Annotated in this window: 8 protein-coding genes; 3 read left to right on the top strand and 5 right to left on the bottom strand. The window is 68.1% G+C overall.

Annotated features, from left to right (window positions below):
• Positions 1 to 179 precede the first annotated feature (179 nt).
• The gene (locus ACT6SE_RS18955) at positions 180 to 2,717 is read left to right on the top strand and encodes a methyl-accepting chemotaxis protein (protein ID WP_046432786.1); all 2,538 of its coding nucleotides are present in this window, start codon (positions 180 to 182) and stop codon (positions 2,715 to 2,717) included.
• Positions 2,718 to 2,809: 92 nt separating this feature from the next.
• On the opposite strand, the gene ACT6SE_RS18950 is transcribed toward ACT6SE_RS18955, so the two are convergent.
• The 5 genes from ACT6SE_RS18950 to ACT6SE_RS18930 form a co-directional block, all read right to left on the bottom strand.
• Positions 2,810 to 5,332 carry a PepSY domain-containing protein gene (locus ACT6SE_RS18950; RefSeq protein WP_046432783.1) on the bottom strand — a complete coding sequence of 841 codons (2,523 nt, stop codon included), beginning with the start codon at positions 5,330 to 5,332 and terminating at the stop codon, positions 2,810 to 2,812.
• A 625-nt stretch (positions 5,333 to 5,957) separates the two neighbouring features.
• Positions 5,958 to 6,521 carry a TlpA family protein disulfide reductase gene (locus ACT6SE_RS18945; protein ID WP_046432778.1) on the bottom strand — a complete coding sequence of 188 codons (564 nt, stop codon included), beginning with the start codon at positions 6,519 to 6,521 and terminating at the stop codon, positions 5,958 to 5,960.
• Positions 6,518 to 8,899 (bottom strand): protein-disulfide reductase DsbD family protein, encoded by a 2,382-nt coding sequence (locus tag ACT6SE_RS18940; protein ID WP_014648596.1) that lies wholly within the window; start codon positions 8,897 to 8,899, stop codon positions 6,518 to 6,520. The genes ACT6SE_RS18945 and ACT6SE_RS18940 overlap by 4 nt, the downstream gene beginning before the upstream one ends.
• A complete protein-coding gene (gene cutA / locus ACT6SE_RS18935) occupies positions 8,896 to 9,234 on the bottom strand; it encodes a divalent-cation tolerance protein CutA (RefSeq protein WP_014648595.1) in 339 nt (112 codons plus the stop codon). The genes ACT6SE_RS18940 and cutA overlap by 4 nt, the downstream gene beginning before the upstream one ends.
• A gap of 68 nt (positions 9,235 to 9,302) precedes the next feature.
• A complete protein-coding gene (locus ACT6SE_RS18930; protein ID WP_014648594.1) occupies positions 9,303 to 11,093 on the bottom strand; it encodes an endonuclease in 1,791 nt (596 codons plus the stop codon).
• Between the two features lie 311 nt (positions 11,094 to 11,404).
• Here ACT6SE_RS18930 and ACT6SE_RS18925 point away from each other — a divergent pair, with 311 nt between their 5' ends.
• Together ACT6SE_RS18925 and groL are read left to right on the top strand one after the other, a co-directional pair.
• Complete coding sequence (locus ACT6SE_RS18925) at positions 11,405 to 11,692, top strand: co-chaperone GroES (protein WP_005411227.1); 288 nt, start codon at positions 11,405 to 11,407, stop codon at positions 11,690 to 11,692.
• An 81-nt stretch (positions 11,693 to 11,773) separates the two neighbouring features.
• The gene (groL, locus tag ACT6SE_RS18920) at positions 11,774 to 13,423 is read left to right on the top strand and encodes a chaperonin GroEL (RefSeq protein WP_005411226.1); all 1,650 of its coding nucleotides are present in this window, start codon (positions 11,774 to 11,776) and stop codon (positions 13,421 to 13,423) included.
• Positions 13,424 to 13,501: the final 78 nt, after the last annotated feature.

The following is a 13,501-nucleotide window of genomic DNA, read 5'->3' as shown; positions in this document are numbered from 1 at the left end:
ATCTACTGTGCTCTCCCAACCGGGGTTGAGGTCAAGCATTGCGCGGGTGTCATCCCCCCGTCGCCTGTGCCGGGTACAAAGGCCGCGTCCGCCAGCAATCGGTGGGAGTGAACCAGGAGCGCCCTAAAGTTGCGCCATTTCCCGCCGATACAGGTGCGTCCTTACGCCTGGAGCCTGTCATGTCGGCCGTCGTCCCCCACCTCCGGTCCCTGCGCATGCGGCTTGCCGCACTGCGCTCGGCGTCCCCCGGCCTGCTGCTGTGGCTGCAGCCGCATCGGCTCAGTGTGGCCAGCAAGCTCAAGGCGACCCTGTGGGTCTGTGGGCTGGGCCTGATCGCGATCGCCGCCGTCTACGCCTGGACCGGCCATGCCAGCACGCAGGCGGCGCGCAGCCAGGCCAGCTACCAGCACGGCAGCGATCTGGCCGCGAGCGTGGCCACGCAGGTGGCCGAGGCGCGTCGTCTGCAGACCCAGTATGCACGTAGTTTCGACGATGCCGACCGCGCGCAGCTGCTGGCGACGCAGAAGGCGCTCCAGGCCGATCTTCAGGCGCTGCGCGCGATGCCGATGGATCCCGGCCGGCGCGAGGCGCTGCAGGCACTGACCGAAGCCGCCGGCGCGTTCTCGCAGGGTGTGGCCGCCCTGTTCGAACGCGTCGATGAGATGGGTCGTGGCGATGCCGGCCTCGCCGCGCAATTGCAGCAGGCCGCCGACGCCCTGCAGGCGCAGGTGGATGCGTTGCAGCGGCCTTCGTTGGCGTTGTCCGTGCAGAAGATGCGCCGCCAGGAGGCACTGCTGCTGCTCGATGGCGACTCCACCCATGCCGACCGTGCGAGCGAAGAAAAGCTGCCGTTCGATCTCGCACTGGTGGGCCTGCCGACCGATGCGCAGGATGCCCTTCGCAACGGCATGGAGGCCTATCAGGCCGCATTGCTGGGCTATACCGCCGCCCGCGTGGGCCTGGATGTAGAGGCGCAATCGCTGCTGGATACCGCCGCCGGCGTGGCGCCGGCGCTGGCCGCCTTCCAGCAGGCCCAGGTGGCGGCGCTGGCCAAGGCACAGGCGCGCCAGCAGGCCGGCGCACGCACCATGAGCGTGCTGTTCGCGGTGACCCTGCTGCTGGTCGCCGGTGTGTTGATCACCAGCCTGGTGCTGGTGCGGCGTGCGGTGCGCCAGCCGATCCAGGACACCCTGCGCTTCGCCAGCGACATCGCCGACGACCGACTCGGCACCACCCTGCGCGTCTACAACGCCAACGATGAAATCGGCCAGCTGGCGCAGCGCCTGGTCGACATGCAGCAGCGCCTGCGCGCGCGCATCGAGACCGAGCGTGCCGTGGCGCGCGGCAACACCCGTGTGCGGCAGGCATTGGACAGTGCGCAGACCGGGCTGATGGTGATCGATGCCGAGGGCCAGGTGGCCTACGTCAATCCGGCACTGCTGCAGCAACTCGAGCGCGAGGCCGAAGATCTGGTGGGCAGCGATGCCGTGCGCCTGCATCCGGCGCTGACCAGCCTGGCCGGCGCGCGCCAGCGCGAGGAGCGCGAGATCGGCCATGCCGGCGTGCGCTACCAGCTGATTGCCAACCCCATCATCGACGAAGGGCAGTTCCTCGGCGTAGCGGTGGAATGGCGCAGTCGTGCGCTGGAGACGCTGCTGGAAACCGAGGTCGCTGCCCTGGTCGATGCTGCAGCACGCGGCGACCTGCATGGCCGTATCGTGCTGGAGGGCAAGCAGGGCTTCGTGCGCACCTTGTCGACCAGCATCAATCGCCTGCTGGCCACCTTTGAAACCAACCTTGGTGACCTGCAGGCACTGCTGGCTGCGCTGGCCCGCGGCGACCTCAGCGTGCGCATGGAGGGGGACCTGCAGGGCGTGTTCGCGCGCATGCGCGACGATGCCAATGCCACCGTCGCGCAGCTGGGCCGCATCGTCACCCGCATCCAGCAGGCCACCTCCAGCCTGGATACCGGCGTTGGCGAGATCGTCGCCGGCCATCACGATCTGTCGCAGCGCACCGAGCAGCAGGCCGCCAACCTGGAAGAGACCGCGGCGTCGATGCAGGAGCTGACCGATACCGTCGGCCGCAACGCCGATGCCGCAGGCCGCGCCGATGCACTGGTGCAGGGCGCGGCGGCGGTGGCCCAGCGGGGTGGCGAGGCGGTCGGCCAGGTGGTCGCGACCATGCATGGCATCAGCGAAGCCTCGCGACGGATCGGCGACATCACCCAGTTGATCGACGGCATCGCCTTCCAGACCAACATCCTTGCCCTCAATGCGGCGGTGGAAGCGGCGCGTGCCGGCGAGCAGGGCCGCAGCTTCGCCGTGGTGGCTGCCGAAGTGCGCCTGCTGGCGCAGCGCAGTGCCGAGGCGGCCAAGCAGATCAAGGGGCTGATCGAGGATTCGGTGGCGCGTGTCGGCCAGGGCAACCAGCAGGCCGCGCAGGCCGGCACCACGATGGGCGAGATCGTCGGCAGCGTGCAGCAGCTGGCCGAGCTGCTGGCAGGTATCCGCAGTGCGTCGCAGGACCAGCATGCGGGCATCGCTCAGGTGAACCAGACCATCGTGCAGATGGAAGCCAGCACCCAGCGCAACGCCAGTCTGGTGGAAGAGGCCGGTGCCTCCACGGCGCAGATGCAGGCGCAGGTGCGTGCCTTGGCAGAAGCCGTGGGCGCGTTCCGCTTGCAGTCGATGCCGCAGGCGCGCGCGGCGGCCTAGTCAGGCGAGCGTGGGCTCGGCGCTACATCGGCTGCACGAACACTGTAGAGCCGAGCCCATGCTCGGCTCACACCAGCGTTCGGCGGCAGGAATCAATACACGTCGCGGCGGTAGCGCCCGTTTTCCAGCAGCGTTTCCACCGCTTCATCACCCAGCGCGGTTCGCAGCACCTGGTCCACGCCTTCGGCCATGCCCTGCAACGACCCACAGACATGGATCACCGCACCACGGTGCATCCAGTCGCGCAGCGCATCGACGGCCGCACGCAGGCGATCCTGCACGTAACCACCCTCGCCATCGCGCGAGAACGCCAGGTCCACCCGCGTGAGATGGCCATTGGCCTGCCAGGCTTCGATCTCGTCGGCGAACAGGAAGTCGTGTGCGCGCTGGCGTTCACCGAACAGCAGCCAGTGCCCGCGCTCGCCTGCGTGGGCAGCTTCGCGCAACAGGCTGCGCAGCCCGGCGATGCCGGTGCCGTTGCCGATCAGCACCATCGGCGCGCCGCTGACGCGATGGAAACCGGGGTTGCGATGCACGCGGGCGACGATGCCGGCACCGATCGGTGCATGCAACGACAGCCAGCCCGAGCCCAACCCGGCGCGACCGGAGGCGTCATGCACCAGCCGCACCACCAGCTCCACCACGCCGTCATCCGTGCAGGAGGCGATCGAATACTCGCGGCTGGGCAGCAGCGGCAGCCCGGCCAGCCACAGGCAGGCATCCTGCACCGCCAGCGCGGCATCGGCCTCGGGCAGCTCGCGTTCACTGGCCAGTGCCAGCAGCGTGCGCGGATGGCCATCGACCAGCAGGGGCTGCAGCGGATCCAGACCGTGTCCCTTCAGCACGGCACCGGCATGCCGCGCGTTGTGGCGGGGTGCGATGTGCAGGATGTCACCCGCCTGCCACTGCACGTCGGCCGGTGCGGCAAGACGGATACGCCAGATGGCTCCGCCGACGCTGCCCGGGTTGAGGTGGTCGCGGCCGAGCAGGCGCCACTCATGCATCTGCGTAGCCGCAGGCAGCACGCTGTCATCGGTGACGATGCCGGTGAGCGTACCCAGCTGCTGCTGCCATTGGCGCAATGCCGGCACCGAAGCGGCATCGACATCGATGCGCTCGAACAGCGGGCGCGCGCCGTTGCCGATCAGCCAGCCATCGAACTGGCGGCCGAAGCCGCAGTAATGCGGGTACTGGCGGTCGCCCAGCGCGAGCAGGCCGAACTGCAGGCGCGACAGGTCCAGGCGTTGTGCGAGCAGCAGCCGCGCCGCGCGGCGCGTGGCATCCGGTGGCTCGCCGTCGCCGAACGTGCTCAGCACGAGCAGCGCCTGGGAGGTGGCCTGCAGCGTCGCGGCACCGACGCGGGCCAGCGATAGCACCTGCACCGCATGACCGGACGCCTGCAGCTGCGCGGCCGCACGCCACGCCAGTTGTTCGCCCAGTCCGCTCTGGCTGGCATGCACCACCAGCCACGGCGGACCACGGCCATCGGTGGTCGTGGCCGGCAGCGCGCGGCGCAGCCCTCGCGCTGCACGCTGGCTGCGGCGGCGGTCCAGGTACAGCATCCAGCCGGTGATGAAGAACAGGCTCATGCCCAGGCTGCTGAGCATCACCACCACGCGCCCGGGCACACCGAAGTAGCTGCCCGAATGCAGCGCGAACACGCTGGTGGCCAGCTGTCCGCCCGCGCCCTGGCGTGCGTACGGGCGGGCATCGAGAACCGCGCCGCTGGCCGGATCGAGCTGCAGCAGATCATGCGCACGGTCGTGGTGGCCGCCGCGCTGCGACGGATCACCGGCCATCACCCGCACGTTCAGCGCCTGCCCCGGCTTCTCCGGCAGGCGCAGGTCGATGAAGCCGGTGCGCACGCCGGGTAGCGCGTACAGCGTGGCCTCGATGCGATGGACGTCCAGTGCCGCGTCGGCGGCAACCGTGTGCTTTGCCGCCGGCGCCACACCGAGCAGCGTGTTGGCCGCGTTGCGGTACCAGTCAAACGACCACCACAGGCCGGTCAGCGCACTCATCAGGTAGATCAGCAGCACCCAGGTGCCGACCACCGAGTGCAGGCTCCACAGGAAGCCTCGGCCGCTGCGCGTCCACTCCACCGCCAGCCAGCTGCGCCAGTGCCACCAGCGTCGTGGCCAGCGCAGGTAGAGACCGGACAGGGTGAAGAACAGCAGCGCGATTGCACAGCTGCCGGTGATCCACTTGCCGCGCTCACCGGCAGCGAGGTGGCGATGCAGGTCCTCGACGACGTCGAAGAATGCCTGCCCGCGCAGGGCGCTGAAGCGCTCGCCGCTGTACGGATCGAAGTACACCCAGTGTTCCTTGCCGCCGGCAAAGCGCGCGACCGACGGCCGCTGTCCGGTGGCATCCACGCGCAGGCGTTGCAGGGGGCGCTCGCTGCCAGCCTGCAGCAACGGCACCAGTTCGCTGAGTGCAAGGGGATGCTGGCCGTCCGCATGGTGCTCGGCGATCTCAGCGAAGCCAGGATTGGCCGCGCGCAGCAGCTCGTCCTCGAAGGACAGCATGGCGCCGCTGAGGCCCATCAGGGCCAGGACGGCACCACCGGTAATGCCCAGCAGCCAATGCAGTTGGAACAGGACGTTCTTGAACATCGAAGGAGAGGGGCCCGGGAGGCTGCCGCCCGCATCCTGCGCAACAGCAAATGAGGATTAGTCGCGGAATTCTCCGCGGCGCCCCGGCTGCGGTCAAGCAGGGGTTGCCGGCCGGGCTGCGCCCGGCACCCGCGGTAGTGCCGGCCGCTGGCCGGCAACAGCACAAACAGTGGATTTTTAGCAGGTAGGCGGGGTGGGTCCGGTTGCGGGGGACGCCGTGAACCCGTCCATGGAGGCTCGGTCGCGCCATCCATGGCGCTCACGCCCCCTCAACCGTACCCACCCCGCCTTCGACAGTTTCCTGCGATCTGTCGGAACGACGTTCTGCTTTGGTGGGTGCCGACCGTTGGTCGGCACGGGGTCTGATTCCGTTCTGAATATCGATATCTGACAGATGTGTCGACCAAGGTCGACACCTACCAACAGCCGCCGGAATCTGTCGAAGGTGGGGCGGTGTGGCTGTGCAGGACCGTTGGCGCCATGGATGGCGCCATCGAGCCCCCACGGACGGGTTTACGGCGTGTCCTGCACGGCCACAGCGCCCCGCCATCCCACGGAAAGCCCGCTTTGGCTGTTGCCGTTGCATTGAGCAGGGTGCAGGGCTGCAAGCCCTGCAAAAACACCCTCACTTCACCCAGCCGTCGATCTCGCCGTGGGCGAACGGCCCCAGCTTTGCCTTCACCCGCCGTCCCTGTGCATCGAACAGCACGCTGTAGGGCAGCAGGCCCTGCGTATTGCCCAGCTGCACGCTGGCATCGCGTGGCCCCGGCGTCTCGACCACGATCGGGTAGTCCACCGGCACCCGCAGCAGGAAAGCGCGCACGTCGTCCGGAGCATCCAGCGCAATGCCCAGCACCTGCACACCGTTGTCGCCCTGGGCTTCGGCGAAGCGGGCCAGTTCGGGCATCTCTTCCACGCAGGGCGCACACCAGCTGGCCCAGACATTGATCAGCAGCGGCCGGCCGGCGAAGCGGGCGCGCAGGTCCAGCGGCTGTTCCGCCAGGTCCGGCAGGATCAGCGCCGGCAAGGGATCACCCACCTGCAGGGCAGGCTTCACGGCCGTCGCTGTGGAAGCCGTCGTTGCCGCGGCCGGTGCAGACGGGCCGGGTGAGAATCGATGCCCGGCCCACAGGCCGAGGCCGGCGGCCAGCACCGCTGTCCACAGCAGCGCTGGCCGTTGCCACTTCATCGTGCGGTGCGCAGCAGCGCTTCCTCGACCACCGCCTGGGTCAACAGGGTCGGCAGCACGGTCGGCGGCGCACCCGGGCCGTACACCACGTACAGCGGCACGCCCACGGCCTTGTGCTCTTCAAGGAACGTGGTGATCTGCGGGTCGACGTTGGTGTAGTCACCGCGCATGTACACCGCGTTGGTGCGCTTGAGCAGTTCCTTGAACTCCGGCCGCGACAGCACGGCACGTTCATTGGCCTTGCAGCTCACGCACCAGTCGGCAGTCATGTTGACGAACACCACGCGGTTGTCCGCACGCAGGCGGTCCAGCAACTGCGGCGAATACTCGACCACGTTCTCGCTGGCGGCCTGTGCGGCCCGCGCCGGTGGTGCCAGCTGGGTCACGCCCCAGGCAGGAACCAGCGCGCCGATCGCCAGCAGCACGCCGAGCAGGGTCACCGCACGCGAGCCGGTCCAGCGATTGCGCTCGAACAGCCACAGGCCGAAGGCGAACAGCAGCAGGCCACCCAGCACCAGTGCCATGCCGTCCACGCCGCGCTGTTTGCCCAGCACCCACAGCAGCCACAGCGCGGTGGCATACATCGGGAAGGCCAGCACGTGCTTGAGCGTTTCCATCCACGGGCCGGGCTTGGGCAGGCGGCGTGCCAGCGCTGGCACGAAGCCGATCAGCAGGAACGGCAGCGCCAGGCCCAGGCCGAGGAACAGGAATACGGTCATCGCCTTCAGCGGCGGGGCAATGAACGCGTAGGCGATCGCCCCGCCCATGAACGGGCCGACGCAGGCGCTGCCGACCAGGCAGGCCAACGCACCGGTGAAGAAATCGCCGGCCGGCCCGCTGCGGCTGGCCAGCGACTGGCCGAGGTTGCCGATGCCACCGCCGAGGGTAAACACGCCGGACAGGCTCAGGCCCACCGCGAACATGATGTAGGCCAGCGCCGCCACCACGCCCGGGTGCTGCAGCTGGAAGCCGATGCCGACGGCGTTGCCGATCGCGCGCAGGCCCACCATCAGCGCGCCGATCACCGCGAACGCGACCAGCACGCCCAGCGTGTACCAGAGGGCATGGCTGCGTGCCCGCTCAGGGCTTTCGCCACTCTGCGCCAGGCTCAGCACCTTCAGCGACAGGATCGGCAGCACGCAGGGCATCAGGTTCAGCACCAGGCCACCGGCCAGCGCCAGCAGCAGCACCCACACGAACGAACGGTCCGGGTTCGGGGTTGTCGCCGGTGGGCGCGTGCGCAGTGCGTTGCCATCGCGCGCGTCGGCGGCGAACTCATTGCGCGCACCCTCACTGCCGCTGGCGGCGGGAGTGGCAATGCCGTCGTTGGGGACGGTCGGCAGCAGGCGCAACGGTGCGCCGTTGGCGGATTCACGTGGCACGCCGGCGGCGGGCAGCGGGCTGATCACCTCGTTGCGCGCTGGCGCCTGGTCAATGCTGGCGGACAGCTTGCCAGCGGGAATCGACAGCTTCACCCGGCGGGTCATCGGCGGGTAGCAGATGCCATCGGTCTGGCAGCCCTGGAAGGTCACCACCAAGGTGCTGTCGACGGCATCAGTGACAGTGCGGCGCAGCGGCAGCGGCACTTCCACCTGGTTGAAGTAGACCGAGACATCGCCGAAGTGCTCGTCGCGATGCGATTGCGCGGCTGGCCAGCGCGGCTTGCCGGCCAGCACGCCGGCGCTGCCTTCCAGCTTCAGCGAGGTGCGGTCGCGATACAGGTAATAGCCGGGCGCTGGGCTGAAGCGCAGCAGCAGGGTGTTGCCGTCACTGGCGATGGCATCGAAGCCGAACGCCTGTTCCGACGGCAGCGGCAGGGCCTGGCTGTTGTTGGCCGCGCCCGGCAGGCGCAGGCCACCGCTGTTGCCGGCACCGGCCAGCGGGTTGTTGAACGGGCTGGCCGCACCGGCACGCGCGGCAGGCACCGCCGCCGCCGCACCGGCGCCCGGCAGGGTGACCTGCACCACGCGCTTCTGCGGCGGGTAGCAGACACCGGCATCGGCGCAGCCCTGGTAACGCACTTCCAGGCTGATGGTGCCGGCAGCCTCGGACGGCGTGCCGGGCAGGGTGGCCTGCAGGCGCTCGCGATAGGTCTCGACTTCGCCGAAGAAATCGTCGTGGTGCTTGTCGCCCTTGGGCATCTGCAGCGCGCCGGCATTGAAGGCCGGGTCGGCCTTGACGCTGGTGCGGTGGCGATAAAGGTAATAGCCCGGTGCGATCTTGAACTGCAGTTGCACCTGGCCCCGTTCGGGGGCACTGGCGGTCAGCGCGAACGCCTGGTCCACCGGCAGCAGGTCCTTCTCATCCAGCGCGAAGGCCGGCAGCGAGAGCCACAACAGGGCGCACAAGGCGGCGCCGCGCGCAAACAGAGTCTTCAATCAGTGTCCTCCCGGGTCTGTGCCCGGATCCAGTCCAGATACGCCGGCAGGCCGGCCCGGGTTTCGACCGCGATGCACTCCGGGAGTTCATACGGATGCAGTGCGACGATCCGGGCAATTGCGTCATCGACGCGGCTCGCGGTGGTTTTCACCAGCAGCTGCAGTTCGGCGTCGGTGGTCACCTCCCCCTGCCAGCGGTAGGTCGACTGCGCGCCATCGAGGCGGGTCACGCATGCCGCCAGGCGCTCGCCGACCAGCGCGTGCGCGATGCGCTCGGCACTGGCCCGGTCCGGGCAGGTGGTCAACAGCAGCAGGACGGGATCGACGGTCGACATGACCGCCGAGTATAGGGCCGCCGCCGGGTCAGGGCCCGGCGGCGGCAGTGGACCGCTGCGTTGCGCGGTCAGTTGGCCAGCTGGCAGGTGGCCGGCTTGGCCGAGGTGAACAGGGCCGGGGTTGCCCACTCGGGGTGGTCGATGAACGGGTTGCGGTTGCCCTGGAAGCTGTAGATCACGTCATTGCGCGCACGCTCGGCATCATCCGGCGGATCGGACAGGTGCCAGTCGATCAGCGTGGACAGCAGGCCCATGTAGGCCGGCGAACTGCTGGTCTTGACGATTTTGCTGCGGTCGTCGGTCAGCTCCAGGTCCGGCTCGGACTGGCCGGTGGCCGCATCCTTGCCGCCCTCGTAACGGATCGCCATGTACATCACCGCACGCGCCATGTCGCCCTTGCGCTTGCCCCACACCTCGAAGGTGCCGGTGTTGCCGTCCGGCGTGCGCACCCAGTTGGAGTTGCCCGGATAGCCGCCGCTGCCGCCGCCCTGGCCGTTGTTGGCCTCGGTGGCGCGCTCGCCGCAGTTGGCGTCGCACTTGCCGAACGGCTTGTTGCCACGGTCGGCGTTCCACTGCGCGTCGGTCAGGTACAGCATGTGGGTGTCGGTATACGGCGCGTACGGCAGGCCCTTGTCACCGGTGGTGGTGGCAAAGCCCAGCGAGTTCGGCCAGGTGTGCTCGCGGTTGTACTTCAGGCCACTGCCACTGCCGGCGCGATCGGTCACCTTGGCGTAGCTGTGGTTGCGATATGCATCGAGGATCCTGCCGGAATTGTTCGGATCCTCGTCGGCGATTTCCAGAATGGTCCAGGTACTGGTGCCCGAGCCGCTGTAAGGGTAGGCGGTGTGGCCCTTGATGGTGGCATGCAGCGAGCAGCGCAGCTGGCTGGGGCTGCTGGTGTTGACCTTGGAGTAATAGCCGGCCGGCACGCCCGGGTTGCCCGGGTCCGGATTGCCGCCGGTGCTGGCCACGGTGAAGGCGATGCGGCTGTCGGCGGCCGGGTGCGCGCCCTGCAGGTCGGTGATGCGCGCGGCGCGGATGTCGAAGCGGCAGGCCTCACCGGCCACCAGCGCAGTGTTGGTGGACAGCTTCACGCTGCGGCCGCTGGCCGGGAAGGTCAACGGCACGCTGCCGGAGGTGCCGCAGCTCAGGGCGAAGGCGCCACTGGCCAGGTTCACCGTCTCGCTGAACACCACTTCCAGGTCGGCGGCGGCCGGGAAGGTGCTGCTGCCCTGCGCCGGGGTGGTGGTGGAGACCGACGGCGGTGTGTTCGGGCCCGGGGTTCCGCCGCCACTGAAGGTCTGGCCGTTGTTGCAGCTGCCGAAGGTCTGCCTGGCCGACTCGGCCCAGGTGAAGTGGGTGTACTGGCTGCCGCTGCCGGTCAGCTGCAGCGAGGTGCCCGCGGCCGTGCTGTTGGTCTCGGCCACCGGGATGTTCTGGCTGGTCATGCCGGCGGCAGGGCCACCGGAGGCGGTGATGGCGCCCTCGTAGCTGAGGAACTGGACCACCTTGCCGCTGGCATCGACCAGGGCGATGCCGTCGTTGGGGCCGTTCTGGATGCCGTTGGTCGGGTAGTTGACCACGGCGATGGTCGCGCTGCCGCAGCCGGCGGCGGTGCCGGCCGGGACCGGGTTGTTGGCGTAGACCGCGGCCGCCGAAGGATTGCTGCCGTTGTAGAGGTAGAGGCGGTAGCCGGACAGGTCCTCGCCCGCGGTGGCGACCACTTCGATGGCTTCGCCGACGTCACCGGCGGCGGTGCTGTCGTCGTAGTGCAGTTCGTTGATGAAAACCTCGGCCTGGGCCGGCGCGGCGGCCAGTGCCAGCAGGCAGGCGGCGGCAAGCGGGGACAGCAATCGCATCGACTACTCCTTGTGATTGGGAATGCCTGACCGAGCCTAAGGCCGATCCAGTGACACTTTGTCGTAAATGAACGTCAGATATCTGACAGTGCGACGCTTGTCACCGAAATTGTCCAAGACCGACGCCTTGGCCGAGGCGCGCGGGCGGAAAAATTTTTTCATTCCGCCCTTGAAAGGGGGCGGCGGGGCTCCATCTCTGCCCTGCTCCCGACGTTGTCGGGTTTCTTCACGTGCGGTTCTGGCACTCGCCTGGGGTGAGTGCTAACATCGCCGGACTTTTTTAGACCAATCAATCACTTAAGAGGTCTCCTATGAGCATCAAGCCGCTGCACGACCGCGTTGTGGTCAAGCCGATCGAAGCCGACGAAATCTCCGCCGGTGGCATCGTCATCCCCGACTCGGCCAAGGAAAAGTCCACCAAGGGTGAGGTCGTGGCCGTTGGCCCCGGCAAGCCGCTGGACAACGGCAACGTGCGCGCGCCGTCGCTGAAGGTCGGCGACAAGGTCATCTACGGCCAGTACGCCGGCAGCTCGTACAAGAGCGAAGGTGTCGAATACAAGGTCCTGCGCGAAGACGACGTGCTCGCCGTCATCGGCTGAGCCCCGGCGCGACCTGTTTCAACCTGATCCCAAACTCCCAGCCGCCGGGCATCGTCCGGCGCTACCAATGAGGTAAATGCAATGGCTGCCAAGGATATTCGTTTCGGTGAAGACGCCCGTTCGCGCATGGTGCGCGGCGTCAACGTTCTCGCCAATGCCGTCAAGGCCACCCTGGGCCCGAAGGGCCGCAACGTCGTGCTGGAAAAGAGCTTCGGCGCGCCGACCATCACCAAGGACGGCGTCTCCGTCGCCAAGGAAATCGAACTGGCTGACAAGTTCGAGAACATGGGCGCGCAGATGGTGAAGGAAGTTGCTTCGCGCACCAACGACGATGCCGGCGACGGCACCACCACCGCCACCGTGCTGGCCCAGGCCCTGATCCGCGAAGGCGCCAAGGCCGTTGCCGCCGGCATGAACCCGATGGACCTCAAGCGCGGTATCGACAAGGCCGTTTCGGCCGCCGTCGCCGAGCTGAAGAACATCTCCAAGCCGACCGCCGACGACAAGGCGATCGCCCAGGTCGGTACCATCTCGGCCAACTCGGACGAGTCGATCGGCCAGATCATCGCTGACGCGATGAAGGAAGTCGGCAAGGAAGGCGTCATCACCGTTGAAGAAGGCTCGGGCCTGGACAACGAGCTGGACGTGGTCAAGGGCATGCAGTTCGACCGCGGCTACCTGTCGCCGTACTTCATCAACAACCAGCAGTCGCAGACCGCTGACCTGGATGACCCGTTCATCCTGCTGCACGACAAGAAGATCTCCAACGTCCGTGACCTGCTGCCGGTGCTGGAAGGCGTCGCCAAGGCCGGCAAGCCGCTGCTGATCGTGGCCGAGGAAGTTGAAGGCGAAGCGCTGGCCACCCTGGTGGTCAACACCATCCGTGGCATCGTCAAGGTCGTGGCCGTCAAGGCCCCGGGCTTCGGCGACCGTCGCAAGGCGATGCTGGAAGACATGGCCGTGCTGACCGGCGGCACCGTGATCTCCGAAGAAGTCGGCCTGTCGCTGGAGAAGGCCACCATCAAGGACCTGGGCCGCGCCAAGAAGGTGCAGGTCTCCAAGGAGAACACCACCATCATCGACGGCGTCGGCGACAAGGCCAACGTTGATGCACGCGTGGCGCAGATCAAGACCCAGATCCAGGACACCTCCTCGGATTACGACCGCGAGAAGCTGCAGGAACGCGTGGCCAAGCTGGCCGGCGGTGTTGCCGTGATCAAGGTCGGCGCCTCGACCGAAATCGAAATGAAGGAAAAGAAGGATCGCGTCGACGACGCCCTGCACGCGACCCGTGCGGCCGTTGAAGAAGGCGTGGTTCCGGGCGGCGGCGTTGCCCTGGTCCGCGCGATCACCGCGCTGGCCGGCCTGAAGGGCGCCAACGAAGACCAGAACCACGGCATCCAGATCGCCCTGCGTGCGATGGAAGCCCCGCTGCGCGAGATCGTGGCCAACGCCGGCGACGAGCCGTCGGTCATCATCAACAAGGTCAAGGAAGGCACCGGCAGCTTCGGTTACAACGCCGCCACCGGCGAGTTCGGCGACATGCTGCAGTTCGGCATCCTGGACCCGACCAAGGTGACCCGTTCGGCGCTGCAGAACGCCGCCTCGATCGCTGGCCTGATGATCACCACCGAAGCCATGGTTGCCGAAGCTCCGAAGAAGGACGAGCCGGCCATGGGTGGCGCCGGTGGCATGGGCGGCATGGGTGGCATGGGCGGCATGGACTTCTAAGTCCACGTCCCCGGCGGTCGTTGCCGACCCTGGTCGGCACGCCCTCCCGATGCAAGGAAGAACCCCGCCGCAAGGCGG

The sequence above is a fragment of the Stenotrophomonas sp. LC732 genome (assembly GCF_052446685.1).
GTDB lineage: Bacteria > Pseudomonadota > Gammaproteobacteria > Xanthomonadales > Xanthomonadaceae > Stenotrophomonas > Stenotrophomonas muris.
This window is presented reverse-complemented; position numbering and strand designations above follow the sequence as displayed.

Bases quoted from the DNA above. Each gene is read 5' to 3' on its own strand.
- ACT6SE_RS18955 (WP_046432786.1), top strand. From the start codon at position 180: ATGTCGGCCGTCGTCCCCCACCTCCGGTCCCTGCGCATGCGGCTTGCC.
- ACT6SE_RS18950 (WP_046432783.1), bottom strand. From the start codon at position 5,332: ATGTTCAAGAACGTCCTGTTCCAACTGCATTGGCTGCTGGGCATTACC.
- ACT6SE_RS18945 (WP_046432778.1), bottom strand. From the start codon at position 6,521: ATGAAGTGGCAACGGCCAGCGCTGCTGTGGACAGCGGTGCTGGCCGCC.
- cutA (WP_014648595.1), bottom strand. From the start codon at position 9,234: ATGTCGACCGTCGATCCCGTCCTGCTGCTGTTGACCACCTGCCCGGAC.
- ACT6SE_RS18930 (WP_014648594.1), bottom strand. From the start codon at position 11,093: ATGCGATTGCTGTCCCCGCTTGCCGCCGCCTGCCTGCTGGCACTGGCC.
- ACT6SE_RS18925 (WP_005411227.1), top strand. From the start codon at position 11,405: ATGAGCATCAAGCCGCTGCACGACCGCGTTGTGGTCAAGCCGATCGAA.
- groL (WP_005411226.1), top strand. From the start codon at position 11,774: ATGGCTGCCAAGGATATTCGTTTCGGTGAAGACGCCCGTTCGCGCATG.